Here is a 24,564-nt window from a genome sequence, read left to right as displayed (position 1 = left end):
CCGGCCTTTCGCTGATGAGCGTGGGGCGTGGAGACTCGGCGCCGTGGACTTGCGTTCCGCGGGCTTTCCGAAGAGGGACCGGCCTGCCTTGCAAGTGGCAGGCCGGGCGTAGCTAACCCCGTGATCCGGGGTGCCTCATCTCAGTTCTTCGGAGCCGCCTTGGACTCGTAGCGCTTGGACCATTCGGCCAGGACGCGGTCGCGATTATCGGCCATCCAGGACAGGTCGTTCTTGATCATGCCGGCTTCCGCACCTGCGGGATAATTCGGCGGGGTATTCTTGACGTTCGGCGAGGCGACGATCGCATAGGTCTGGGAGTAAAGCTTGTTGGCCTCCTCGGTGACGCCCCAATCGGCGATCTTCTTGGAGAGCGCCAGGTTCTTGGTGCCCTTGACGATGGCGCTCGCTTCCATCTCCCAGCCGACGCCCTCCTTGGGTACGATGACCTCGATGGGTGCGCCCTTGGCCTTCTCGGAGGCGCCACGCATGTCGAGGGCGAGGCCCACGACGCGCTCGCCGCGCGCCGCCTGCACGCAAGGTGCGGAGCCGGAGTGCAGATAGGCCGCGATATTCTGGTGCAGCCCGTCCATGAACTTCCAGCCTTCGGTCTCGCCCATGCTCTGGAGCCAGCCCGCGACCATGAGATAGCCGGTTCCCGACGAGGCCGGATGCGGCATCACGATCTTGCCCTGAAGCGCGGGGTTGAGCAGGTCCTTCCAGCTCGAGGGGACGGCGACGCCTTTCGCTTCAGCGGTGTTGAAGCAGACGACCCCGAGATAGGCGTCCATGCCGGTCCAGGTATAGGGCTCCTTGGGGTCGCGAAAGACCTCCTTGAGCTTGTCTACGCCAGCTGGCTTGTACGTCTCCAGCAAGCCGGCCTTTTCGAACATCAGCAGGCTCGAGGCCGCCAGTCCCATCACCATATCGGCCCGGGGATTGTCCTTTTCGGCAAGGAAGCGGGCCGTGATCACGCCCGTGGAGTCGCGGACCCAGACGACCTCCGCCTCGGGGACCGCCTTCTCGATCGACTGCTTGAAGGGGCCGAGCTGGTCATTCTCCAGCGCTGTATAGATCGTAACCTTGGTCTTCTGTGCCATGGCCATCGTCGGTGCCACCAAAGCAATGGCGCCGAAAACGCAGGAGGTAAACCAGCTCTTCATATTCTCATCCCCTATTATTGAATGGTTTGATACAGCAGGCGCCTCATCCCCGAATTTTCTTGGTTTTTTCAGGCGCTGCGCCGTTTCACGCAGTCCACGGCTGGGACCATGTCTTGACGTTTGTGAAGCTTTTCATGGCTTCGACGACGCCTTCCTTGTAGCCGAGGCCGGAATCCTTGATGCCGCCGAAGGGCGACATTTCGATGCGGTAGCCCGGGACTTCCCAGATGTTGACGGTGCCGACCTCGAGCTCGGCGACGAAGCGGCTGGCATAGTCCATCCGGTTGGTGCAGATGCCCGAGGACAGGCCGTAGGCGGTCGAGTTCGAGATGGCGATGACCGCGGCGATGTCGTTGGGGCAGCGCACGATCGGGATCACCGGGCCAAAGGTCTCCTCATGCACCAGCTCGCAATCATAGGGCACGTGGTCGACCACGGTCGGGTGGAACAGCGCGCCCTGGCGTGGGGCGCCGTGCAGCACCCGGGCGCCATGTCTCACCGCATCCTCGACCCGGGCCTCGAACAGCTGTGCCGAGCGCTCGTTGATGACCGTGCCGACATCGGTCTCAGGGTCCATCGGGTCGCCGCACTTGAGCTTGCGGGCCTTCTCGACCACGAGCTTCGAGAACGCATCGGCGACGCTCTCGACGACCAGGATGCGCTTGACCGCGGTGCAGCGCTGGCCGGAGTTCTTGGTCGCGCCGGTGACGGCGAGCTCGGCCGCCTTGTCGAGATCGGCATCCTCCATCACGATCAGCGGATCGTTGCCGCCGAGTTCGAGCACGATGCGCTTGTAGCCGGCGGTATTGGCGATGTGCTTGCCGACCCTGACCGAGCCGGTGAAGGTCACCAGATCGGCATCGGGATCGGTGATCATCGCATCGCCCATGGTCGAGGGATTGCCGGTGACGACCGAGAGCATCTCGGGCGGCAGGCCGGCCTCGTAGAGCACGTCGGCAAGCGCCAGCGCGGTCAGCGGCGTCAGCTCGGTGGGTTTCAGCACGAGGCGGTTATTGGTCGCGATCGCCGGCGCCAGCTTGTGGCTGACCATGTTGAGCGGGTGGTTGAACGGGGTGATCGCCGAGATCACGCCGAGCAGCGGCTGGCGCGTCGTGAAGATCTTGCGCGCCTTGCCGTTGGGCGAGATGTCGCAGGCGAACATCTCGCCATCGTCCTTGATGGTGAGCTGGGCGGCAAAGGACCAGACGTCATAGGCGCGGCTCGCCTCATAGAGCGAATCCTTCCAGCACAGCCCGGCTTCCGCCGTGATCAGCCGGGCGAACTCGTCCTTGCGGTCGCGCAGCAGTTCGGCCGTCTTCTGCAGGATCTGCTGGCGCTCGTAGCGGGTCAGCTTCGGCTTGAACGCCTTGGCCTTGGCGAAGGCGTCGCGGACATGTTCGGGCCGCGCCGCCGGGATCAGGCCGACGACCGTGTTGTCATAGGGGTTGCGCACCTCCAGCATGTCGTCGGTCGAGACGAGCTTGCCGGCGATCCGCATCGCTTCGCGGCGCACCGGCGGCTTGATGTTGACGGTCATGATCAGCGCACCAGGTTGAGGGCGACGTCGAAGACGTCGAAATTGCGCAAGGTCCGGCCGTCGGGCACGGCAATCGCGCCATTGGCGATCATCGGCACGACCTGCTCGGTCAGCCCGCCATGCGAGCGCAGCGGCTCGGTCAGGCCCGACAGATCGTGCTTCTCGGCTAAGGTGCCCAGAACCTTGTGGCGGGTCGAGACGACGACGACATCGCCGATCCGGTCGGCGGGCAGCTCGAAGCGCTCGCAGGCCTGCGGCGAGGTCAGGGCGACCTCGATGCCGTCGAGCCCCGCGATGCGGCCGGCGACCTCCTGCTGGCTGATGCCATCGGGCAGATAGATCGTGGCAAAGGAGCCGAGCGCGCCGTGATGCACGACATAAGGGTCGGTGATCGGCAGGATCACCCGCATCGTGCCGACGCCGTACCAATCGTCCATCAGCGTCTGCAGATAGATCACATCGGGCTCGCCATTGGCGAGATGCTTGTCGTTCATGCCGTGGTCGGCGGTGATGACGAGCGTGCAGCCGGCGGCGTCGAGCTGCCCTACGTAAGCGTCGAACATCGCGTAGAAGGCGTTGGCCGTGGCTGAGCCCGGCGCGGCCTTGTGCTGCACGTAATCGGTGGTCGAGAGATACATCACATCGGGCCGGAAGCTCTGCAAAAGCTTGACGCCGGCCGCGAAGACGAACTCCGAGAGATCGGCCGAATAGACCGACGGCAGCGGCTGCCCGACGAAATCGAGCACGTTCTCGATGCCGTTTTGCGCCAGATCCGCCTGGTCGGCCTTCTCCGAGGAAAAGGCGATCGCGGTGCCGCTGGTGAAGTCGAGCCCCTTGCCCAGAAGCGTCCTGAGCTTGTCCTTGGCGGTCACCATCGCGACCTTGAGGCCGGCTTTCTGGAATTCGGCGAGGATCGTCGGCGCGCGCAGGAAGCGGGCATCGTTCATCATCACCTCTTCCTTCGCCTCGCGATCGTAGAAGAAGTTGCCGGCGATGCCATGCACGGCCGGCGGCCGGCCGGTGATGATCGAGAGATTGTTGGGATTGGTGAAGCTCGGGATCACCGAGAGCGCCGTGGTGTTGGCGCCCGTCTTCATCAGCCGGTCGAGATTAGGCGCAAGCCCCGCCGCGATCGCCTGCTCTATATAGCCAGGTTCCGAGCCATCGACGCAGATCACGACCACAGGCCGCGAAGGACGACGATAAGACCGACCGTTCGCGACAACGTCAGAACCAATGGCGGCACGTATGTTCATGATGTCTCTCCTCACGCGGCCGATTTCAGGCCAACGCCCATCTGCGCCAGCACGTCGGAAACGGTCGCAACGAAGCTGCGCATGTTCTGGGCGTCGAGAGCGCCGATGCAGCCGATGCGGAAGCTGTCGGCCACGGTGAGCTTGCCGGGATAGATCACGTAGCCGCTGTCCTTGAGCGCGTCGTAGAAGCGCTGGAAGACGAAATTCTTGTCCTGCGGCATGTGGAAGGTGATGATGATCGGCGCCTGCCGCGCGGCCGGCAGCAGCGTGCGGAAGCCGAGTTCTTCCATGCCTTCGATCAGGATGCGCGCATTATCGCTGTAGCGCTCGCCACGGCCCGAAACGCCGCCCTCGGCCCAGAATTCCTGCAGCGCCTGGTGGAAGGCGACGATGACATGGATCGGCGGGGTGAAGCGATACTGGCCGGTGCGCTCGAAAACGGCGTGCTGGTCGTGCAGGTCGAGCACCAGCGTCGTGGCATTGCCCTTGGTCTCGGCCAGGGCGCTCTTGCGGGCGATCACGAAGCCCAGACCCGGCACGCCCTGAATGCACTTGTTGGAGGAAGCCGCGACAGCGTCGAAATAGGTTTCGCGGCTGTCGAGCGGCAGCGCGCCGAAGGCGCTCATCGAGTCGATCAGCAATCGCCGGCCATGGCGCTTCACCAGCCCGGCAATGGCTTCGATCGGGTTGCGGATACCGCTGGTCGTCTCGCAATGGACCGCGAAGACGTGGCCGATCGCGGGGTCGGCGACCAGCAGCTTTTCGACCTCGGTCAGGTCCGGAGGCGTGTCTTCCGCTGTTTCGTGGATGACGGGCTCGCGGCCTGCGATTTCCAGGATGCGTTTCGCACGCTGGCCATAGGCGCCGTTGATCAGGACGAGGATCTTGCTGCCGCGCGGCACGAAGGTCGTGAGCATGGCTTCGACGGCGAAAGTGCCGGAGCCCTGCATCGGCACGGTGACGAAATCGGCCTCGCCATGAATGATCTTGGGAAGCTCTTCCATCACCGCCCGGTTGATGGCGATGAAGGTCGCATCGCGCGAACCCCAATCATGCACCATGGCCTGCTTGACCGCCTTGCTGGTGGTCAAGGGACCGGGCGTCAGGAGCAGCGGATCGCCGGTTTCTGAGACGGCAGGGTTTCGAGCCTGGGACATGAAAATCTCGCCTTGCGCTGAAGCAGTTGCCTGACGCTAGGGCGCGGCTTGACATAGTACAAATACGTCATTTCCATAGAAGCTATAGATAGGATCTATAGCACATGGCGATCAGCTATTCCGGGCTTGCGGCTTTCCATGCCGTCGCGCAGGCCGAAAGTTTCACGGGCGCGGCGAGAGCCCGCAATGTCAGCCAGCCGACGCTGTCGGCGCAGGTGCGGGGGCTGGAAGACGCCTATGGCGTGCGCCTGTTCGACCGCATCGGCCGTCAGGTGAAGCTGACGCCGCTTGGCCAGAGCCTGTTCGTGATCACGGCGCGGCTCTTCACCGCCGAGGACGAGGCGCAGTCCTTGCTCGCGGGGACGCGAACCCTGATGCGCGGACATCTGCGGGTCGCGGCCGACAGCGCCAGGCATGTCATGGCCGCCCTGGCGCGCATTCGCGAGCGCTATCCCGGGCTGACCTTCTCGCTGACCATCGGCAACTCCTCGCAGGTCGTCGAGCAGGTGATGAACTACGCGGCCGATGTCGCGATCACCGCCCGGCAGAGCTCCGATCCGCGCCTGCATACGGTGAAGCTCAGGGCCGATCGCCTCGTCGCCTTCGCGCCGGCAGCGCATCCGATCTCCCGTCATGACGCCGTTCCGATCGAGGCCTTTGCCGGCCAGGACCTGGTGCTGCGCGAGCGCGGATCGATCACGCGCGAGGTCTTCGAGCAGCGCCTGTCGGAAGCCGGCATCAAGCCGGCCAATCTCCTGGAGGTTCAGACGCGAGAGGCTGTCCGCGAGGCCGTCGCGGCCGGGTTCGGCATCGGTGTCATCTTCGACAACGAATTCCAGCCTGATGACGGCCTGCATCGCCTCGTCGTGACCGGCGCCGATTTTTCCGTCGGCGAATATGCCGCCTGCCGCGAGGAGCGGCGCCGTATCCCGCTCGTTCGGACCTTCATCGAGGTTGTTCAAGGGCTCTTCGGCGAGGAGCATCCCTGAGCGTCGCCGTGAGAAACAGCACCGGCCAGCTCGGGGGGCCTAAGTCAAGAATCGGGCTATAGCGCCGTCCCGGTCAGCAGCGCGTGCGCCCATTCCGGGCGGCCGTTCTCGGCTGCGCGTTGCGCCGCGCGGGCCCAGTCATAGGTCACGGCATGATGCTCGACTGCGATCTCGCCGCCATGGATCGTCACGACCGCGAAACGCGCATGTGGCGATCCCGATTCCGAGACATGCGCGGGCGTCGTTGCGTCGTCATAGGCGGGGCAGCCGATGCTGCCGGGATTGACGATGACAGTGCCATCGGCGAGCTGCGCCAAACGTGGCTGATGGCTGTGTCCGCACAGGATCAGCCGGGCCGTCGCAGCGCCCAAGCGGCTTGCAATCTCGACAGGAGGTGCCGGCTGAAGCCGGCCGCCTGTAACCGTCTCCATCAGATAGGTTTCATCGCTCGCGGGCGTGGCGTGGAAACATGAAACGCCGTCCAGAACGAGGCTGAAAGGCAGGCTGCTGAGCCAGTGGCGCGCGTCCTGGTCGAGTGATTGCCAGGCGTAGGCATCCGAGAGCCCGAGACCGGTATCGGTCTGTGCTCCCATCGCGCGGTCGTGGTTGCCGCGAACATGCCGGAACCCGCTGTCGCGCAGGATTTTGGTGGCCTCGGCAGGCCAGAGCGGGCCGGAGGCGCAGTCGCCCAGATTGACCGTCATATCCAGGCTCAACCGGTCCATCCGGTCGAGCACGGCTTCGAGCGCCAGCGCATTGCCATGAACATCCGCGATCACACCCAGGCGCATGACTTCTTTCACCGGCAAATCGGGATGGAAGGAGAGGGGCGGCGCGCATCGCGAGCGATGCGCAGATGATCATCAGGTTCTCCGGAAGCCGCCGACATTGCAACAACTCGATTAGCCGGAGAAGCAGGCGCCCGGGCGTCTTACGCGTTTTGCATCGCGAGGGCTGTCATGGGCGCGGGTTCGGGCGGGCGCCGATCGAAAATGCGGTCGTTCTTGGGGTCGAAGAACGGCCTGAGAGAGGCCTGCGCCGAAACGATTTCTCCCGCGAGATCAAGCGTGACGGCCTGTGCGGCAAGCCACATCTGATCGAAGGCAAAGCCGGGTTTGATGTAGCCCAGGGCAATGATCCCTCCCAGCGCGGCCGAGTAAGCCGCCGAGGTCACTTCTCCAACGGGCTTGCCATCGATGGCGATCAGCTCTCCGCCCCAGGCCAGCGTCTGCGTTTCGCCGCGTGCGAGCAGGCTGACCAGTTGCCGGGTCCGAGGTGCGCCGCGCGCCGCCGCAAGGGCCTCGCTGCCGATGAAGGGACCCTTGTCGAGCTTGACTGCAAAGCCGAGCCCGGCCTCGTAAGGGTTGTAGTCGGGAGTCAGCTCGCGGCCCCAGGCGCGGTAACCCTTCTCGAGCCGGAGGGCCTCGATCGCGTAATAGCCGGCATCGCGCAGTCCGAAAGCGGCACCGCTCGTGTTCAGCCTGTCATAGACGGCAGCGGCGAATTCGACGGGGACATAGAGTTCGTATCCGAGTTCGCCGACATAGGAACGGCGCATGGCGAGGCATGTCGCATAGCCCAGACTGATCGGCTTGATCGCACCGAAGGGAAAGGCCTCGTCGCTGAAATCGGCATCGGAGACCGATGCCAGAAGTTCGCGCGAGCGCGGTCCCATCAGCGCCAGTACGGAGTGGCCCGCGGTTACGTCCGTGATGGTGGCGCGTGCACCGGCCGGCATGTTGCGGGTCATCCAATCGGCATCCCGCGTCGCCTGGCCGGAGCCGGTCACGAGCATGAAGGTCTGGTCGGCGAGCCGCGCTACGGTGACGTCGCTCTCATAGCCGCCGCGCGCATTGGCCAGAGCGGAATAGACCGTTCGCTCGACGGGAACGTCGATGTCGTTGGTGCAGAGATGCTGCAGCGTCGCCAGGGCGTCGGGGCCCTCGATCCTGAACTTGGCAAAGGACGTCATGTCGAACAGGGCCACGCTCTCGCGACAGGCATGCTGCTCGGCGACAACGGCATCGAACCAGTTCTGCCTGCCGAAGCTGTAGGCGATCTCGCGCTCGTCCGGGGTTCGGGCAAAGTAGTTCGGTCGCTCCCAGCCCATTTTCGAGCCGAAGACCGCGCCCTTGGCAGCGAGCCGGTCATAGAGCGGAGAGCGCCGGAACGGCCTGGCGCTTGCAAGTTCGCGGTTCGGCCAGGGCATCATGTAGTGCAGGCCGAGCGTCTCCTTGATGCGGTCATGCAGCCAGGCGCCATTGCCGTTGAACGCGGCGAAGCGGCGGATATCGACGGGCCAGAGATCCTGCGTCGGCTCGCCGGCGACGATCCATTCGGCCAGCGCCTGCCCGGCCCCGCCGGCCGAGGCGATGCCGGCCGAGTTGAAGCCCGCGCCGACAAAGACCCCGCGCGTTTCCGGGGCTTCGCCGAGAATGAAGTTGTTGTCGGGGGTGAAGCTCTCGGGGCCATTGACGAAGGTCTTGACCGGGGTGTTTTCCAGCGCGGGGACGCGGATCAGTGCGTTCTCCATCAGGATCTCGAACTGGTCCCAATCATCGGGGAGAAGCTGGAAGGCGAAGTCGCGCGGAATGCCTTTCATGCCCCACGGTTTGGCGTTGGGCTCAAAGCCACCCATCACCAGGCCGCCGACCTCCTCCTTGAAGTAGATATAGCCGTCGGGGTCGCGCATCACCGGCAGGTCCGGATGCACCCCCGCCATCTTTTCGGTGACGATGTACATATGTTCCGCCGAATGGAGGGGGACGGTAACGCCGCACATCCGCCCGACCTCGCGCGACCATTGCCCGGCACAGATGCAGACGATCTCGCACTCGATCCGGCCCTTGTCGGTCTCGACGGCCCGCGCACGGCCCTGGTGAACGTCGATGCCGGTGACATGAGTGTTCTCGAAAATGGCAGCCCCGCCCGTGCGCGCGCCGCGCGCCAGCGCCTGGGTGATGTCGCTGGGATTGGCCTTGCCGTCTCCCGGCAGCCAGACCGCGCCTTCGAGATCGTCGGTGCGCATGAGCGGCCATTTCTCGCCGGCCTGAGACGGGCTGAGCTCCTCGATCGCCACCCCTTGCGCGCGTGCGGCTGAAATCGTCCGGCGCAGCTGCACCATGCGCTCGGGCGTACGGGCCACCGATAGCGAGCCGCATTGCTTCCAGCCCGTCGCGAGACCGGTTTCCTGTTCGAGCCCGGCATAGATTTCGGTCGATCTGCGGATCATCCGGGTCATCCCGGAGTGGCTGCGCAACTGCCCGACCAGACCGGCGGCATGCCAGGTCGTGCCGCTGGAGAGGCGGCCCTGTTCGAGCAGCACGACATCCGGCCAACCGAGCTTGGTCAGGTGATAGGCAACCGAGCAGCCGACAATGCCGCCGCCGATAATGACGACGCGGGCGTGAGTTGGGAATGAGCGGGCCATTGCGAGATCCTCATCGAGAGCACTACGCTAAATCCGCAATCTCACATTTTCAAATTAAATATCACATTTTCGGTCATTATGTTGCCGCTCCACAAAGCTCCGGCATGCGGCCAGCCGGTCTTATCTCGCATGGATGGCGTTCACGCCCGCGGCAGCGAGGCTGTCGACTACGGGCTGTTCCACCGCGGCGTCCGTAATCCAGCCAAACCGCGCCGGGGGAGGGATGATCGCGGGGCAGACACGCCCGAGCTTGCCGTGATCGGCCACGACGTAACCCTGCCGCGCCGCCGCCAGCATCGCTCCGCGCTGCAACGCCGCAACCCGGGTGAAATCGGTGATCACGCCGTCGAGGCCGATGCCGCCGACACCGACAAAGGCGCAGTCCACGCTATAGCGGGCCAACGCCTCGATCACGTCGATGCCGGTCGTCGCCTCGTCATCGCGATCGACAGTTCCGCCGAACAGGGTGACGCGATGGCCCGCGCGCACCAGCACCTGTGCATTGGCCAGGGATGTCGTGCAGATCGTCAGCCCCTTCCGGCCTGACGCCGCGATCGCGCCGGCAAGCGCATGGGTCGTCGTCCCGGAATCGAGCAGGACCACCATGCCATCGGCTATCAGCCCGGCGCCGAGCGTTGCGATCCTGGCCTTGCCGGCAGCGTTGGCCCGCTGGCGCTCGGAATAGGGCGGCTCGACCGCATCAGGAATCAGCGCGCCGCCATGCACGATCTCGACGCGCCCCTGGCCGGCCAACACCTTAAGGTCGCGCCGGATCGTCTCATGCGAGACGTCGAACCGCTGCGCCAGCGCCTCGACGCTGACCGCTCGCGTTCCCTCGATCAGGCTCATGATGTCGCGATGTCGTTGGACGGCGATGGGGCGCGGCATGGCGCCTTCTAGCGCGAGAGCCAGGGGAAGACAAAATCGATCACGGTCCGCAAGGGACCGAGATCGTGGAACGCCAGTGTGAACAGATGCCCGCCTGAAATGCAGGCGGGTATCTGGAGCCTCAGCCGTCGGAGAGGCGGCTGAAACGGACGATCGCGTCCGCGCGTTTCTCGAGCCCGGGCAGCAGTTCGATTCCCAGGCCTGGCGCGTCTGAGACGGTGATCATGCCGTTCTCGACCTTCGGCAGCTCTGTGACGAGTTCGGTGTACCAGCCGGTGTAGAAAGCGCGCACGGATTCCTGGATCAGGGCGTTGCGGGCGTGCATCGAGAAATGGCAGGAGGCTGCGTAGACGACGGGCCCGGTGCAATCATGCGGCGCGACCGGCGTATGCCAGGCTTCCGCCATGCCGGCGATCTTGCGGGCCTCCGAAAGGCCGCCGCACCAGGACAGGTCCAGCATCACCACGCCAGCGGCGCCAGAACTGAGATAGTCCCGGAAGGAGTGGGTGTAGGCCAGTGTCTCGGAGGCGCAGACCCAGGCCTTGGAATGGCGCGCGTATTCGCCGAGGTCCTGGACATTGTCGAGCCGGAACGGGTCCTCGTGCCAGTAGGTGTCGAACTCGGCCAGCCGCTCGGCCAGCTTCTTGGCCATGGGCAGGCTCCAGAGCGAGTGGAACTCGACCATGATGTCGATCTTGTCGCCGACGGCCTTGCGGATCTTGCGGAACGGCTCGAGCGCCGTGTTCAGCTCCTGCGGACTGATGTCCCAGCCGGCGCTGCGCTCGGCGGCAATGTCGAAGGGCCAGATCTTCATGCCCGTGATCCCCTGCTCAAGCAGGGAATGGGCGAGCTCGTCGGCGCGGTAGAGGAAGCCTTCGAGATCCTCATAGGGGCCGCCCTGCTCGCCGACATGCCAATTGGCCACCGATTGCGAGCGGGAATCGCGGATGTATTTGTAACCCGCGCAGGTGTTGTAGGTGCGGATCGTGTCGCGCGTCTTGCCGCCCAGCGCGATCGAGACCGGCTGGCCGATCGCCTTGCCGTAGATGTCCCAGAGCGCGATGTCGACGGCGGAGTTGCCGCGCGTCTCGACGCCCGAGCCGCGCCAGCCGAGATAGTTGTTCAGGCTTGCGTTGCGCGCCTCGATCTGGAGCGGATCCGTGCCGAGCAGCTTCGGCGCGACGGTTTCGTGCAGGTAGGCCTCGACTGCGGCGGCCCCCATGAAGGTCTCGCCGAGGCCGATGGGACCCTGGTCGGTGTGAAGGCGGACCCAGATGATATTGCCGAATTCGGCCAGGCGGATCGTTTCGACGGCGGTGATTTTCATTTTCGAACTCAGGCCAGCGTCTCGGCGTAGCGGGAGAGGGCATCTGCCGTCGGCGTCGTGCCGGCGCCGGGATGCTGTGGCCGCAGAAAATACCCATCGGTCACGTCGGCGGGCTCCGCGAAGGCGTCCTTGATCCAGGGAATGTATTCCAGCAGCGGCGTCGCCTGGTGCCAGTAAGCGAGATGGACATGGACCTGGCTCATCTCGCCGGCATGCGGCGCGACCGGCAGCCGATGGGCGAGCGCCAGCTCCGCGACCTGGATATATTCGGTGATCCCGCCCAGCCGCGTCACGTCGGGCTGGACGTAGTGGATCGCATCGGCCGCGATGAAGCTGCGGAATGCGTCGACCGAATAGAGCTGTTCGCCCAGCGCCACCGGGATCGAGGTCGACCGCGCCAGCGCCGCATGCGAGCCGACATCGTCATACCAGAGCGGCTCCTCGAACCAGAAGATGTCGAGCGCCTCGGCGCGGGCGCAGAAGCGCTTGCAGGTCGGCAGGTCCCATTTGCCGTTGCCGTCGATCGCCATGGTGACATGGTCCCCGACTGCGCGCCGCACAGCCTCCAGCCGGTCGAGATCGGTGCCGATATCGGCATGCCCGACCTTGATCTTGATGCGGCGGAACCCGTCGCGCTCGACCGCCATGCGGGCGCCCTCGACGAGTTCGTCCTTCGGGATCGAGAGCCAGCCGATATCGGTGTTGTAGGCCTCGAGCTTCGGCTTGGTCGCACCACCGAGCAGATGCCAGAGCGGCACACCCGCCGCCTTGGCCTTGAGATCCCAGAGCGCGATATCGACGGCGGCGAGTGCGAGCTGCGTGATGCCGGCACGTCCGACCCATTGCAGCGCCGGGTGGCGGGCGAGCTTGATCCAGAGGCGCGTGGTCTCGGAGGCGTCCTCGCCAATCAGCAGCGGGGCGTAGCAGTCGCGGATACAGGCGGTGATCAGGCGGTCGGAGGCGATGTCGGCATGGGTGCCGGTGAAGCCGTAGCCTTCGAGGCCGTCCTCGGTGACGATTTTGGCGCCGACGACACCCCAATGGCTGATGCGGTGGGTCGAGTCGGAAATCGAGCCGCCGGTCACCGGGATGTGCAGGATGAAGGGTTCGATACGGGTGATGCGCATGGCGGGCGCCCTGGAGCCGCTTGCGCTGCTCCAGGGACTCTCCTGTTCAGTTGCTGCGGATCTTGGCGAGGTCGGCCTTGAGGCGCTCGATCGTCTCCTTGCCGATCGTGGCCTCGTGGCGCTGATACACGGCGGCCGTGGCCTCGCGCATCTTGGTCAGTTCTGCCGGCGCGACCTCCGCGACCTGCATGCCTTCCTTCTTCAGGTTGGCGAGCGACTTGTCGTTGAGCTCGCGCGAGACGCGACGCTCTTCGTCGCGGCCGACGGCTGAGCAATCCGAGAGGATCGTCTGCTCCTCCGGCGACAGCTGGTCCCAGAGCTTCTTCGAATAGAGCACCAGGAAGGGCGTATAGGCGTGGCGGGTCAGCGTCAGGTGCTTTTGAACCTCGTAGAGCTTGGAGGTATCGATCGTGACGAGCGGGTTCTCCTGGCCGTCGATCGCATGCGTCTCCAGCGCCGCGAAGACCTCGCCGAAGGCCATTGGCGTGGCATTGGCGCCCATGCTCTTGAAGCTGTCGAGGAAGATGTTGTTTTGCATCACGCGGACCTTGAGGCCGGTGAGTTCTTCCGCCTTGGAGACGGCGCGCTTCGAGTTGGTCAGGTTGCGGAAGCCGTTCTCCCAGTAAGAGAGATTGACGACGCCGAAGCCCGGCAGCTTGCCGGAGATGTACTTGCCGAAGTCGCCGTCGAGGATGGTGTCGGCCTCTTTCTCGTTGGTGAAGAGGAAGGGCAGGTCGAACACGCCGAGCTCTGGCATGATGCCGACCAGCGGCGAGGAGGAGGTGATCACCATCTCCTGCGTCCCGGCGCGGAGCGCCTGCGTCGCCTGCAGGTCGCCACCGAGCGCGCCGCCCCAGAAGGCCTGGAGCTTGAGCTTGCCGCCGGACTTCTCGGCCATGCAGGCGCGCATCTTGGCGACGCCGTTGCCGACCGGATGGTCTTCGTTGATGCCGTTGGAGACGCGGATGTTGCGCTCCTTGATCTGGGCCTGAGCCTGACCCGCGAGCGCTGCGAGCGCCACGCCGGCGAAGATCGAGACGAGACGTGTATTGAACATGGCTTTCTCCCTGTGCCTTTGTTGTGATTTGGGATCAGCGACCGCTCAGCCAGGCGAGCGGAACGGTCACGAGTTGGGGGAAGAAGACGAGAAGCAGCATGGCGAGGATCTGGGCGATCAGGAACGGCCAGACGCCCTTGATCACCAGGCTCATCGGGATGCGCGCCACGCCGCAGACGACGTTGAGCACGATGCCCACCGGCGGCGTTATCAGGCCGATGGCGTTGTTGATGATGAAGAGCACGCCGAAATAGATCGGGTCGATGCCGGCCTGCTTGATCACCGGCATCAGCACCGGCGTCAGGATCAGCACTGTCGGGGTGAAGTCGAGCGCGGTGCCGACGACCATGACGAGCGCCATGATGACCAGCAGCAGCACCGTCTTGTTGTCCATGAAGGGCGCGAGCAGGCTCGTCAGCTCGGCTGGAATGTTGGCCTGGGTGATGAGCCAGGCCGAGACCACTGCGGCTGCCACGAGCAGCATGACGGCGCTCGTGGTCTTCGCGGCCGTCAACGCGACGCGGTAGAGGTCGCGGGGCTTGAGCTCGCGATAGACGAACATGCCCACGACCAGCGCATAGACCGTCGCGACGACGGCGGCCTCGGTCGGCGTGACGATGCCGAAGCGAATGCCGCCGAGGATCGCGATCGGCATCAGCAGCGCCAGCGCGCCGTCCCATGTCGCCTGCAGCTTCTCCTTGCCGCTTCGCCGCGGCAGGACCGTGATCTTGTCATGGCGGCAGACGATGAACCAGGCGATGACCAGCGACAGGCCGATGAGCAGGCCGGGGAAGACGCCCGCAAGGAAGAGTTTCGTGATCGAGAGATTGGCTGCGACGCCGAAGACGATGAAGCCGATCGAGGGCGGAATGATCGGGGCGATGATGCCGCCGGACGCAATCAGGCCAGCGGAGCGGCCGGTATCGTAACCGGCCTGGCGCATCATCGGCAGGAGGATCGAGGCGAGCGCGGCGGTATCGGCTGCGGCCGAGCCCGAGAGCGAGGCCATGATGATCGAGGCGAAGATCGCGACATAGCCGAGGCCGCCATGCAGGTGGCCGACCAGCGAGAGCGCGAAATTGACGATCCGCTTCGAGAGGCCGCCCGCATTCATCAGCTCGCCTGCGAGCAGGAAGAACGGGATCGCGAGAAGCTGGAACGAATCCGCGCCGACGATCATGTTCTGCGCGATGATCTGGGTGTCGAAGACGCCGAGCCAGAGCATCAGCGCGACCGCGCAGACGATCAGCGCAAAGGCGATCGGCATGCCAAGCGCCATCGCCCCGCAGAGCGAGAAGAGAAAGACGGCGATCGTCATTCGAGGTGGCCCTTCAGGTTATGCGAAGGATTGCCGCTGTAGTCGCCGGCGAATTCGGCGAGTTCGTAGGGACCAAGCCGGCCGGTAAGGGCCCGGATCAGCCGGCCCAGCGTGATCAGGCCGACGCCGATGCCTGCGAAATACAGCACGCCATAGACGTAGCCCATGCTCAGCCCGGTCACCGGCGCGACAGCCGTCGCGTTGATCTCATGCTGGCTCCATGTGCCGTCGAGCAGCATGACGCAGCAGGCGAGAATGATGGCGTCGCTGAGGATCATGCAGATCAGCCGTCCGCGCGGGCCGATCGCGCCGACGAGCGTGTCGACGCCGAGATGACCGTTCTCGCGCATCACCACGACCGCGCCGATATAGGTCAGCCAGACGAAGAAATAGCGCGACAATTCCTCGGACAGGTCGATGCCGGAATTGAAGGCGTAGCGCAGGACGACATTGCCGAAGACCATCACGACCATCCCGGCGAGCAGGATGACCAGGATGGCTTCAAGCCCCCGTAGGATCCATCTTTCGGCTGTTGCGAGCATCGGGCGTTTCCTGTGGTTTTTTTGTTGTGCGGTGTATTGGGCCAACCGGAACGTTGCGGGTCGGGCCTTCGTGGATATCGAGCTGAGCGATCTGCAGCAGCGCGACCATCATTGCGCGCGCCTCGGCGGGCTGGCGTGCCGCAATCGCCACGGCGACGCGGCGGTGGATGGCGATCGACGCCTGGGCGCGGTCATGGTCATGCATCGACAGGCGGAATGAAGCCTTCAGCACCGCATGCAGGATTGGCATGAGCTGCAGGAGCAGGATGTTGCCGGATGCTTCGAGGATCGTCTCGTGGAAGCGGAAATCCGCCGCCTCATGCTCGGCCTTGCTCGGCGCGTTCACCATGGCCTCGAGCGCCCCGGTAATGGCGGCAATCTGGGCGTCGGAGCCGCGCTCGGCGGCGAAGCTTGCGGCCGCCGGCTCGATCATGCCGCGCAGTTCGAGCAGATCGCGCTCGAAGCCGCTCGCCATATCGGCATCGGTGATCCAGTCCATCACCTGCGGATCGAGCAGTCGCCAGGACGAGAGCGGTTGGACGCGCGACCCGACTCGTGGACCGGTCGTGATCAGGCCAAGGGCCTGAAGCGTCTTCGTGGCCTCGCGGATCACGGTGCGGCTCACCGCGAAACGCGCCGCGAGATCATCCTCCCGCGGCAACGTCCCATCCGCCCCGATCTGCCCGGCGACGATCAGGCGGCCGAGCTGGTCGACAAGATGGGCGTGAAAGTTCGATGGCCGTACCATACGATGATCATATCATCATATGAATGAGTCGCAAGCTTCAGAGAGCGATCCTCGTTCTTGGATGACTCGTCGAACGGCCGCGTCCGTCCGCAGGTGGGTGGAAGGATGAGGTTGATCGCCTACATGTCGCTGGCATGCGGCCGGACTGGACGCGATATGCCGGTTTGGGCAAGCGTGTCGCGACGGGGCGTCGCCAGCGCTGGACGCCCTCTGATCGCAGGGGTCTGGTCAGATGAGAGCCCCGATCGAGGTCAGCTTGCCCTTGATGTCGTCTATCGATCCCTCATACTCCCACGTCTGAACGGTGTCGTGTGGGCATTCGATGAAGATATAATCCTCGGTAAAAGACAATATTCGATCGAGTTTTATGATTTTTTCGACAAAATTCGCCGAGGGAACTGGATCTATGATCAGCTTTCCGTCCTCGTCGTAGCCGTGATAAACGGATTTTGCTCGAATCTTCAGGGCGATATACATTATATTCTCTCTCGCTTTGTGGATATGGATTGCGTCGATCTGCTGCTACAAAAGCTTGAATTCGGCGTAGATTGAGTTGTCCAGCGCCTTGCCGCGCAGTTCGACTCCGAAGCCGGGCGCGTCGCTGACAGGAATGACGCCGCCCCTGACAGAGGCTTCGATCGGATTTTCCAGGACTTCGACATGGCCGGGGATGCGCGCCCAATAGGGGAAATGCTCCTGGATGTAGAAATTCGGGATCGAGGCGGAAAAATGCATGCCGACCGCCGTAGACAGCGCGCTGGCGCAGATATGGGGCTGCACCTTCATGCTGTAGGCCTCCGCCATGGCCGCGATCTTGCGGGCTTCGAGCAGGCCGCCGGTGTTGCCGATATCGGGCTGGAGGATGTCGACGGCCCGGCTTTCCAGGATGTCTCGAAAGCCGTAGCGAGAATAGACGCGTTCGCCGACCGCTATGCGCTGGGATATCCCCTGGGCGATCTTCACGAGCGCGCCGACGTCGCCGGGCACTGCGGGCTCCTCGACATAGGTGATGTCGTAGTCCTCGACCGCGCGGCAGAACCTTATCGTGTCGTCGGGCGTCAGGCCGGCGGAGAGATCGAGCATGATCTCGACATCAGGCCCCACGGCGCGCCGGATCTCGCTGACGGTGGTGATTGCGCGCTTGACGACGCTGCGGTCGCTGGCGGCGCGGAAGGAAGGATGACGTAGCCGCCCCTCGGGCAGGATGGTGACGAAGGGATAGAATTTCAGCGCGTCATAGCCGTCCGCCACGGCCTTTTCCGCGGCCGCCGGAAGCTGGCTGTCCTGCGTGCAGCCGAAATACCAGCCATTGCAATAGGTCCGCAGCGAGTCGTGCACGCGCCCGCCGAGCAGTTCGTAGACGGGAATGCCGAGGCTGCGGGCCTTGATGTCGAGCATGGCCTGCTCGATCGCGCTCATCGCTGCATAGACGATCGGACCGCCGCCCTTGGCCCAGAAGCCGTGATCGTAGATCTCGGTCCAGAGCGCTTCGATGCGAAAGGGATCGATCCCACCCATCATATAGCGTTCGATGATGTCCTTGATCATCCCGGCCGAGGCCGTGCCGCCGATGCCATAGGCGATGCAGGCCTCGCCGAGGCCTACGATGCCGTCATCCGTGGTGAGTTCCAGAATGACCGGGCGGATACCGCCGCTCTCGACCAGATAGATGCGTGCCGATGTGATCTTCATGTCGCTTTCGCCATTGGGAACGACAGGCCGCGCTGCTTCACGGCCCGATATCAGATATACTTAGCCGGCTTTGTTAGATGTCTTTGCACAGCCGCATCGCATCCAGCATCGCGGCATGGATGTCGCGCGATGAGATCGAGTCCCCGATGCGGTGCAGTTCGTAGCGCCCGCCGGGGTTGAGCGAGAGTGCCTGGTGGCCGCCGGCGACGAGCGTGTCGAGATCGGTCACGCCGTCATTCACCGCGCCGGCGCGCAACTCGTGATAGAGTTCGTCCATCGGGATCGTGCCGCGCTCGATTACCATGCGATCGCAGGACATGGTCTCCTCGACCTCGGTGTACTCGTTGACGAAGGTCGCCTCGATGCGGTTGCCGTTGCGCGCGATCCGCTTGAGACGGCGGTCGGGATGCAGGGCTGTTCCGGCGCGGTAGAGTTCGCGCATGATGAAGGGGCGGTCGAGATAGCTGGTTTCGATGCCGGCCTGCTTGTCCGGCGTGACATAGACCAGATGCGCGCCCTGATCGGCCAGCATTTCGGCGCTGGCGGCGCCGGTGATGGTGCCGAGCCCGTCATAGAGCAGCACGGTGCCCTGCGAGACGCGCGGCGTCTCCAGCATCTCCCAGACCGTTTCCGCGAGGTCGGCGCCCGCCACCTCGTCTTCCATGCGGTCGGGAAGACCACCGGTTGCGATGATGACGACATCGGGGTTTTCGGCCTCGATCGTCGCCTGGTCGGCATAGCTGTTGTAGTGGAAGGTGACGCCGAGCCGCTCGGCCTCCGCCAGGCGCCAGTCGACGATGCCGATCAGATCGCGCCGACGCGGGATGCGCGTGGCGAGGAGCACTTGGCCGCCGGCCTGCGAGGCGGCTTCGTGGACGATCACTTCATGGCCGCGCTCGCCACAGATGCGCGCCGCCTCCAGCCCGCCGGGGCCTGCGCCGACGATGACGACCCGCCGCCTCGTTTCGGCCCTGGCGATCAGATGCGGCAGCGTCGCCTCGCGCCCGATCGAGACATTATGGATGCAGCGGCGCTGCCAGGAGCAATAGGTCGCCCCGACGCAGGGGCGGATGCGCTCTTCCTCTCCGCGCGCCAGCTTGTTGACGATATGGGGGTCGGCGATATGGGCCCGCGTCATGCCGACGAGCGAGAGCAGGCCTTCCTGCACGGCGTAGCGCGCCGTCGCCAGGTCCGTGATGCGCGCGGCGTGAAAGACCGGCAGCGAAAGCTGTTTCTTCACGGCTGCCACCGGTGCCAATTGCGGCGCCAGCCCGACATGCATGCCCGGCATGTAGTCGGCCAGGCCGACTTCCGTGTCGATGCGGCCGAAGGTGAGGTTGAAGAAGTCGATCAGGCCCGAGCGCTCGATCAGCTTGGCCATGTCGAGATATTCTCCCCCCGGCATGCCCTCCTCATGGCCTTCGCCCACCGCCATGCGCACGCCGACGAGGAAATTCTCGCCGACGCGACGGCGGATTTCCTCGAGCACCAGCAGGCCGAAGCGTGCGCGGTTTTCGAGCGAGCCGCCGAATTCGTCGGTGCGGCGGTTGACCATCGGGTTCCAGAACTGGCCGACGAGATGGCCATGGACATGGACCTCGCAGCCGTCGAGGCCGCCCTCCCTGCAGCGCCAGGCCGCATCGCCGAACTGGCGGACGATGCGCGCGATGTCGTGGCGATCCATCTCCTTGGTGAAGCCGCGATGCGACGGCTCGCGATAGCGCGAGGGCGACACGGTCGGCAGCCAGTTGTCGGAGCGCCAGTGGCTGCGCCCGCCAAGATGCGTGATCTGGCACATCAGTGCCGCGCCGTGCTGGTGCACCCGTTCCGAGAATTCCCGGAAATGCGCGATGATGCGATCGTCGCCGACGCTGAGCTGGCCGAAAACCGAGCCGGAATCGGGCGACACATTGGACGAGCCGCCGAACATGGTGAGCCCGATCCCGCCCTTGGCCTTCTCCTCATGGTAAAGCTGGTAGCGCTCCTTGGGCATCGCATCCTCGCCATAGCTGATGGCGTGGCTGGTGCTCATGATTCTGTTCTTGAGCGTCAGATGCTTGATCTTCAGCGGCTGCAGCAGCGGATCGGAGGACATGAGCGGGCTCGTTCTGGGAGCGGAAAAGGGAGTCAGCGGCGGTCAGTCGAGGCGAGGCGCCCCAGGAGATGGCTGGCAAGGAAGAGGTCGAGATGGCCGGCGCCGCCATTCTTGAACAGCGTCGGAGTGTCGTCGGGCACGGCTGGAATTTCGCCGCGACAGAGCGCGAAAAGATCACCGCGCACATCCGCCCGTGAGATCACCCCGGTGCGCAGCGGCTCGATGAACTCGCCCGACCGTTCGAGGCAGGCATAGTCGTCGACGAAGATGGCGGCGCGGCGCAGCAGAGCGTCGTCGCCCTCGCGCATGTCCGGGGTGAAGGAGCCGATCAGGCCGATATGAGCCGTTCGCTTGACGAGATCGCCCTTGACGAGTGGCTGGCTGGCCATGGTCGCAGCGATGATGATGTCGGCTTTGGGCAGCTCGGCGTCGAGGTCGAGACAGGCTTGCGCCGGCTTGCCCGCAGCCCGCAGCGTCTCCGCCAGAGCCTGGGCGCGCTCGGCTGTCCGGTTCCAGATGACGATCTGCTTCAGCGAGGGCCGAACGCTGAGCATCGCGTCGATGACATAGGGCGCCAGCGCGCCGGCGCCGACCATCAGCAGCCGTTCCGCCGCAGGCGGCGCCAAGAAGCTTGCGCCGAGCGCTGTATCCGAAGCGGTCTTGCGGAAGACCAGCGCTTCGCCGTCGATGACGGCCTGGGCCTTGCCTGTCTGCGGATCGAAGACGAGGTAGAGCGCGTCGACCGTCGGTAGACCGAAATCCTCGACGTTGCGGGGAAACGAGGTCACGACCTTGATGCCGAGCGCCTCACCCGCTTGCCAGGCCGGCACAGCCAGCAGCATGTCGGGGTGGCCGCCCTCGCGCGGTTGGTCGAGCGCAAGCCGCGCGATCTGCGGCCTGGCCTTGAGATGGCCAAGCCGCATGGCCTCGATGGCGCCTTGCCAGTCGAGCAGGCGGTGCACGGTCTGGGCGTCGACCATACGCATCAGGCGGCGACCTCAGAAGAGCCGGCCCGTGCCGCCAGCGCGCTCGGCTCGAAATTCTCCCCGACGAACCGGCGGTAGGCCTCGACTTCGGATGCGATCCGCGCTTCGTCCCAGCCGAGCAGGTCGGCGACGGTCTCGGCGGCCTGGCGCGCATCGGCAAGGCCCATCCCGGGTGTCCAACCGACGGGCACGCGGCGGAACAGCAGGTCGATCAGCGTCTCGACATGCTCGTTGGCGGCGGCGTGCCGTAGCCGCTCCGGCGAGAGCGGTCCGTCGCCGGGCATCGGCTTGGCGGCATAGGAGAGTGGCGTCGGCGTACCCGTGGGCTTGCCCATCTGCGCGACGCGCGCGGCTATCATCCGCCCGGCATGGCGGTGCGTCATGATCGGACATCCCGTGACGGTGAGGGCGCCGGGCATGCCTTCCGCCGCCATGTCGTGAATCGTCAGGGATTTCACGCCCGAGGCTTTTTCGCTCGTCGTGCGCGGACGAACGCCGGCCCAGAGATAGACAATGTCATTCGTCGTCAGATTGAGCGAAGGCAGCGCCCGATTGGCCTCGGAGATGATGAAATCCACCTCCTCCGGCAGGACGCGAACGGAATCCGGATCGCCCTCGAAGATCGTCTCGGTCGGGCCGAAGAAGTGATGATCGCCCCAGGGCATGCAGTAGAAGGGCTGTCCGATGCTGCTGATCATCTCGAAGCCGGTGCCGCGACATGAATCCGGCAGCTTGACGACGAGGTTGACGCCCTTGATGCCGACGAGATGCTTCTTCTGCGGCACCGGACCCGAGGTCTTCAGCAGCAGGCGGTCGGCCCAGGGACCGGCCGTGTTGACGAGCGTGCCTGCCTCGACAGTCGCCGTCTCGCCGGGGCATGCGGGATTCTCGAGCGTGACCCGCCAACCGCCTCCAGGAAGCGGATCGAGCCGGGTTACCGTGGTGTAGTTGCGGATCGTGGCGCCGCAGCGCTCGGCGTCGAGCATGGTATCGAGGCAGATGCGCTCGGCCCATTGGTACTGGTACTCGTCGAAGACGGCGACGCTGCTCAGCCGCGAGCGGTCCATCAGCCCGACCAGCCCGAACTGGCTGGCGGCCTCCGCCGCCGGCAGGCGCCGATAGGCCAGCGGCACCTTCGACGAGCCGAACAGGCCCAGCGCCCGATAGCCGAGATCGACCTTCCAGCCGGGATAGTCTCCGCCTTCGAAGACCGGGAAGAAGAAGGTGTGCCGGCTCACGCGCTCGGGCATCGTCGTTGCGAGTTCGGTACGGCACTGCATCGAGAGCCGCGCCATGCGCACGCGCTGAAGCAGGTCCATGGGACGATAGGCGAAGCGCCAGAGCGCGTGGTCGGGCGAGAAATAAGCCAGCCCCGAATAGAGCAGCCGGCTGGAACGGCTCGATGTACCCGCGCCGAAATCGCCCTTGTCGACGAGCAGGGTGGTCCGGCCGCTCGAAGCGATGTGCTGGGCCGCGCTGGCCCCGACGGCTCCGCCGCCCACCACCACGACGTCGAAGGAGCGCCGGTCGAGTTCCGCAAGAGGAGTGCGCATCAGGTTATCTCCGCTTTCGTCGCGTCACGCGGCGCCAGGCCGTGATGTTTCGAGTTCGGTAGCGAGGGTTGCGCGCATGGCCGCCGCATCCTCGAGCCAGCCCTGGCGCAGCTCCGGAACGGAGGCGACGAGCAGGCGCGTATAGGGATCCTTCGGCGCGCTCAGCACCTCGGCGCTCTCGCCGGCTTCGACGACGCGGCCATGGCGCAGCACCGTGACGCGGTCGGCGATCGAGGCGACGGTCGCTAGATCATGGCTGATGAAGATGATGGTGAGGCCGAGCTCGTCGCGCAGGCGCTTGACCAGCGCGATGATCTGCCCGGCCACGATGGTATCGAGCGCGGAAGTGATCTCGTCGCAGATCAGGATTTCAGGCTCGGCGGCCAGTGCACGGGCCAAATTGATGCGCTGCTTCTCGCCGCCCGAAATCTCTGTCGGATAACGGTCGAGATAGTGCGGCGGGAGGCTGACCATCGCCAGCAGCTCCAGCATGCGCGCCTCCGCTGCAGCGCCTTTGATTCCGTGGAAGAACGCCAGCACGCGTCCCAGGATCCGGCGTAGCCGGTGTTTGGGGTTGAGTGCGGTATCGGCCATCTGGACGGCGAGCTGAATCCGGCGCCGCTGGGCGGCCGTGCGTTGCGCGTCGAGGCCGGCGAGCGTTTCGCCGCTCATCGTGACCGCGCCTGAAGCGGGCGCATGCAGGCCGGCGATGACCCGAGCCAGGGTCGTCTTGCCCGAGCCCGATTCTCCGATCACCGCGACGATCTCGCGCTTGCGGACCTCGAGGTCGACGCCATGCAAGGTCGCGATCGAAGGCTTGCCGTTGCTGACCTTGCCGTAGCCGGCGACCACGCCTTTCACCGAAAGCGTTGCATCGGCGCTCGCAGGCAGGCGGGCCGGCCGCTGCGCCAGAGCGCCGAGCGAGAGATGCTGGCAGGCGGCGATGAGCTCGCGCGTATAGTCCTCGCGCGGCGCGTTGATGATCTGCTCGGTGTCGCCGATCTCGACGATTGCGCCGGCGCACATCACGGCGATGCGTGTGGCAATCTGGGCGACGACGGCGAGGTCGTGGCTGACGAACAGAGCCGCTGTGTCGTTGTCGAGTATGGCCTGCTTCAGCAGGCGCATGACCTCGACCTGCGTGGTGACGTCGAGCGCGCTGGTCGGCTCGTCGCAAACCATCAGCAACGGCTCCTCCTGCAGGCCCATGGCGATCATGAAGCGCTGCAGCTGCCCGCCCGAGACCTGGTAGGGAAAACGGGTTCCGATCCTGTCCGGGTTCGGCAGGCTGAGATAGCCGAACAGATCCTGCGCGCGGGCGCGGGCCTGCACGGCGCTCTGGCTGCGATGCAGCAGCGCCGACTCCACGACCTGGTCTCCCAGGCGCATGCGGGGATTGAAGGCCGCTGCCGCGCTCTGGGCGATATAGGACGCGACCCGGCCGCGCATGCGATTCAGGACCGGCTGCGGAGCTGTGAGCATCTCGACACCGTCGAGCCGCACGCTGCCGCCTGTCGCCCGCAGGCCCGGCCGCAGATGGCCGAGTGCGGCCAGGGCCAATGTGGTCTTGCCCGAGCCGGAGGCACCGATCAGCGCGAGCACTTCGCCACGGCAGACCCGCAGCGAAATGCCGTCGAGCACAGGCATTCCGGTCGTTGTTGCGATGCGCAGGTCATCGACGGTGAGGATGTTGGTGCTCATG

Annotated in this window: 20 protein-coding genes; 2 read left to right on the top strand and 18 right to left on the bottom strand. The window is 65.1% G+C overall.

Features of this window, described 5'->3' with window-relative positions:
- Positions 1 to 140: 140 nt before the first annotated feature.
- From C4S73_RS22550 to C4S73_RS22535, 4 genes are all read right to left on the bottom strand, one after another.
- Complete coding sequence (locus C4S73_RS22550; RefSeq protein ID WP_244595730.1) at positions 141 to 1,160, bottom strand: putative 2-aminoethylphosphonate ABC transporter substrate-binding protein; 1,020 nt, start codon at positions 1,158 to 1,160, stop codon at positions 141 to 143.
- Between the two features lie 85 nt (positions 1,161 to 1,245).
- Positions 1,246 to 2,697 carry a phosphonoacetaldehyde dehydrogenase gene (gene phnY, locus C4S73_RS22545; RefSeq protein WP_103874837.1) on the bottom strand — a complete coding sequence of 484 codons (1,452 nt, stop codon included), beginning with the start codon at positions 2,695 to 2,697 and terminating at the stop codon, positions 1,246 to 1,248.
- Between the two features lie 2 nt (positions 2,698 to 2,699).
- The gene (gene phnA, locus C4S73_RS22540; protein WP_103874836.1) at positions 2,700 to 3,953 is read right to left on the bottom strand and encodes a phosphonoacetate hydrolase; all 1,254 of its coding nucleotides are present in this window, start codon (positions 3,951 to 3,953) and stop codon (positions 2,700 to 2,702) included.
- A gap of 11 nt (positions 3,954 to 3,964) precedes the next feature.
- Positions 3,965 to 5,110: a 2-aminoethylphosphonate--pyruvate transaminase gene (locus C4S73_RS22535; protein ID WP_103874835.1), complete on the bottom strand. Its 1,146-nt coding sequence runs from the start codon at positions 5,108 to 5,110 to the stop codon at positions 3,965 to 3,967.
- 104 nt (positions 5,111 to 5,214) lie between these two features.
- Here C4S73_RS22535 and C4S73_RS22530 point away from each other — a divergent pair, with 104 nt between their 5' ends.
- On the top strand, positions 5,215 to 6,099 hold the full coding sequence (locus C4S73_RS22530) for a LysR substrate-binding domain-containing protein (RefSeq protein ID WP_103874834.1): 885 nt from the start codon (positions 5,215 to 5,217) through the stop codon (positions 6,097 to 6,099).
- Positions 6,100 to 6,155: 56 nt separating this feature from the next.
- On the opposite strand, the gene C4S73_RS22525 is transcribed toward C4S73_RS22530, so the two are convergent.
- The 9 genes from C4S73_RS22525 to C4S73_RS22485 all read right to left on the bottom strand — a co-directional run bounded on the left by C4S73_RS22525 (position 6,156) and on the right by C4S73_RS22485 (position 16,536).
- Complete coding sequence (locus C4S73_RS22525) at positions 6,156 to 6,890, bottom strand: metallophosphoesterase family protein (protein ID WP_103874833.1); 735 nt, start codon at positions 6,888 to 6,890, stop codon at positions 6,156 to 6,158.
- A 140-nt stretch (positions 6,891 to 7,030) separates the two neighbouring features.
- The gene (locus C4S73_RS22520) at positions 7,031 to 9,529 is read right to left on the bottom strand and encodes a GcvT family protein (RefSeq protein WP_103874832.1); all 2,499 of its coding nucleotides are present in this window, start codon (positions 9,527 to 9,529) and stop codon (positions 7,031 to 7,033) included.
- Positions 9,530 to 9,649: 120 nt separating this feature from the next.
- Positions 9,650 to 10,417 carry a DeoR/GlpR family DNA-binding transcription regulator gene (locus C4S73_RS22515; protein WP_103874831.1) on the bottom strand — a complete coding sequence of 256 codons (768 nt, stop codon included), beginning with the start codon at positions 10,415 to 10,417 and terminating at the stop codon, positions 9,650 to 9,652.
- 121 nt (positions 10,418 to 10,538) lie between these two features.
- Positions 10,539 to 11,744 carry a mandelate racemase/muconate lactonizing enzyme family protein gene (locus C4S73_RS22510; RefSeq protein WP_103874830.1) on the bottom strand — a complete coding sequence of 402 codons (1,206 nt, stop codon included), beginning with the start codon at positions 11,742 to 11,744 and terminating at the stop codon, positions 10,539 to 10,541.
- Positions 11,745 to 11,752: 8 nt separating this feature from the next.
- On the bottom strand, positions 11,753 to 12,871 hold the full coding sequence (locus tag C4S73_RS22505) for a mandelate racemase/muconate lactonizing enzyme family protein (protein ID WP_103874829.1): 1,119 nt from the start codon (positions 12,869 to 12,871) through the stop codon (positions 11,753 to 11,755).
- A 46-nt stretch (positions 12,872 to 12,917) separates the two neighbouring features.
- Positions 12,918 to 13,928, bottom strand: coding sequence for a TRAP transporter substrate-binding protein (locus C4S73_RS22500; RefSeq protein WP_103874828.1), 1,011 nt, complete (start codon positions 13,926 to 13,928; stop codon positions 12,918 to 12,920).
- Positions 13,929 to 13,962: 34 nt separating this feature from the next.
- Entirely contained in the window at positions 13,963 to 15,246 is a 1,284-nt protein-coding gene (locus C4S73_RS22495; protein ID WP_103874827.1) for a TRAP transporter large permease, read from the bottom strand.
- Entirely contained in the window at positions 15,243 to 15,788 is a 546-nt protein-coding gene (locus C4S73_RS22490; RefSeq protein WP_103874826.1) for a TRAP transporter small permease, read from the bottom strand. Before C4S73_RS22490 ends, C4S73_RS22495 begins: the two co-directional genes overlap by 4 nt.
- Entirely contained in the window at positions 15,748 to 16,536 is a 789-nt protein-coding gene (locus C4S73_RS22485) for a FadR/GntR family transcriptional regulator (RefSeq protein WP_103874825.1), read from the bottom strand. The genes C4S73_RS22490 and C4S73_RS22485 overlap by 41 nt, the downstream gene beginning before the upstream one ends.
- A gap of 111 nt (positions 16,537 to 16,647) precedes the next feature.
- Between C4S73_RS22485 and C4S73_RS28040 the strand changes: the two genes are divergently transcribed.
- On the top strand, positions 16,648 to 17,088 hold the full coding sequence (locus C4S73_RS28040) for a hypothetical protein (protein ID WP_146071466.1): 441 nt from the start codon (positions 16,648 to 16,650) through the stop codon (positions 17,086 to 17,088).
- On the opposite strand, the gene C4S73_RS22475 is transcribed toward C4S73_RS28040, so the two are convergent.
- From C4S73_RS22475 to C4S73_RS22455, 5 genes are all read right to left on the bottom strand, one after another.
- Complete coding sequence (locus tag C4S73_RS22475) at positions 17,059 to 18,228, bottom strand: mandelate racemase/muconate lactonizing enzyme family protein (RefSeq protein ID WP_103874823.1); 1,170 nt, start codon at positions 18,226 to 18,228, stop codon at positions 17,059 to 17,061. The genes C4S73_RS28040 and C4S73_RS22475 overlap by 30 nt on opposite strands.
- A 73-nt stretch (positions 18,229 to 18,301) precedes the next feature.
- A complete protein-coding gene (locus C4S73_RS22470) occupies positions 18,302 to 20,323 on the bottom strand; it encodes an oxidoreductase (protein ID WP_103874822.1) in 2,022 nt (673 codons plus the stop codon).
- Between the two features lie 32 nt (positions 20,324 to 20,355).
- A complete protein-coding gene (locus C4S73_RS22465; protein WP_103874821.1) occupies positions 20,356 to 21,309 on the bottom strand; it encodes an ornithine cyclodeaminase in 954 nt (317 codons plus the stop codon).
- Complete coding sequence (locus C4S73_RS22460; RefSeq protein WP_103874820.1) at positions 21,309 to 22,862, bottom strand: FAD-dependent oxidoreductase; 1,554 nt, start codon at positions 22,860 to 22,862, stop codon at positions 21,309 to 21,311. The genes C4S73_RS22465 and C4S73_RS22460 overlap by 1 nt, the downstream gene beginning before the upstream one ends.
- 24 nt (positions 22,863 to 22,886) lie before the next feature.
- The gene (locus C4S73_RS22455; protein WP_160115877.1) at positions 22,887 to 24,563 is read right to left on the bottom strand and encodes an ABC transporter ATP-binding protein; all 1,677 of its coding nucleotides are present in this window, start codon (positions 24,561 to 24,563) and stop codon (positions 22,887 to 22,889) included.
- Between the last annotated feature and the right edge of the window lies 1 nt (position 24,564).

Origin of the sequence: Allobosea lathyri, from assembly GCF_900108245.1 — a bacterium.
In the GTDB taxonomy this organism is placed as follows: domain Bacteria; phylum Pseudomonadota; class Alphaproteobacteria; order Rhizobiales; family Beijerinckiaceae; genus Allobosea; species Allobosea lathyri.
Note: the sequence above shows the minus strand (reverse complement) of the source record. Positions and strands in the feature narration are given on the sequence as shown.

Coding starts and splice junctions, on each gene's coding strand:
- C4S73_RS22470 (WP_103874822.1), bottom strand. CDS start 20,323: ATGTCCTCCGATCCGCTGCTGCAGCCGCTGAAGATCAAGCATCTGACG.
- C4S73_RS22460 (WP_103874820.1), bottom strand. CDS start 22,862: ATGCGCACTCCTCTTGCGGAACTCGACCGGCGCTCCTTCGACGTCGTG.
- C4S73_RS22465 (WP_103874821.1), bottom strand. CDS start 21,309: ATGCGTATGGTCGACGCCCAGACCGTGCACCGCCTGCTCGACTGGCAA.
- C4S73_RS22520 (WP_103874832.1), bottom strand. CDS start 9,529: ATGGCCCGCTCATTCCCAACTCACGCCCGCGTCGTCATTATCGGCGGC.
- C4S73_RS22550 (WP_244595730.1), bottom strand. CDS start 1,160: ATGAAGAGCTGGTTTACCTCCTGCGTTTTCGGCGCCATTGCTTTGGTG.
- C4S73_RS22490 (WP_103874826.1), bottom strand. CDS start 15,788: ATGCTCGCAACAGCCGAAAGATGGATCCTACGGGGGCTTGAAGCCATC.
- C4S73_RS22455 (WP_160115877.1), bottom strand. CDS start 24,563: ATGAGCACCAACATCCTCACCGTCGATGACCTGCGCATCGCAACAACG.
- C4S73_RS22495 (WP_103874827.1), bottom strand. CDS start 15,246: ATGACGATCGCCGTCTTTCTCTTCTCGCTCTGCGGGGCGATGGCGCTT.
- C4S73_RS22500 (WP_103874828.1), bottom strand. CDS start 13,928: ATGTTCAATACACGTCTCGTCTCGATCTTCGCCGGCGTGGCGCTCGCA.
- C4S73_RS22475 (WP_103874823.1), bottom strand. CDS start 18,228: ATGAAGATCACATCGGCACGCATCTATCTGGTCGAGAGCGGCGGTATC.
- C4S73_RS22485 (WP_103874825.1), bottom strand. CDS start 16,536: ATGGTACGGCCATCGAACTTTCACGCCCATCTTGTCGACCAGCTCGGC.
- C4S73_RS22510 (WP_103874830.1), bottom strand. CDS start 11,744: ATGAAAATCACCGCCGTCGAAACGATCCGCCTGGCCGAATTCGGCAAT.
- phnA (WP_103874836.1), bottom strand. CDS start 3,953: ATGAACATACGTGCCGCCATTGGTTCTGACGTTGTCGCGAACGGTCGG.
- C4S73_RS22505 (WP_103874829.1), bottom strand. CDS start 12,871: ATGCGCATCACCCGTATCGAACCCTTCATCCTGCACATCCCGGTGACC.
- C4S73_RS22515 (WP_103874831.1), bottom strand. CDS start 10,417: ATGCCGCGCCCCATCGCCGTCCAACGACATCGCGACATCATGAGCCTG.
- C4S73_RS22530 (WP_103874834.1), top strand. CDS start 5,215: ATGGCGATCAGCTATTCCGGGCTTGCGGCTTTCCATGCCGTCGCGCAG.
- C4S73_RS22535 (WP_103874835.1), bottom strand. CDS start 5,110: ATGTCCCAGGCTCGAAACCCTGCCGTCTCAGAAACCGGCGATCCGCTG.
- C4S73_RS22525 (WP_103874833.1), bottom strand. CDS start 6,890: ATGCGCCTGGGTGTGATCGCGGATGTTCATGGCAATGCGCTGGCGCTC.
- phnY (WP_103874837.1), bottom strand. CDS start 2,697: ATGACCGTCAACATCAAGCCGCCGGTGCGCCGCGAAGCGATGCGGATC.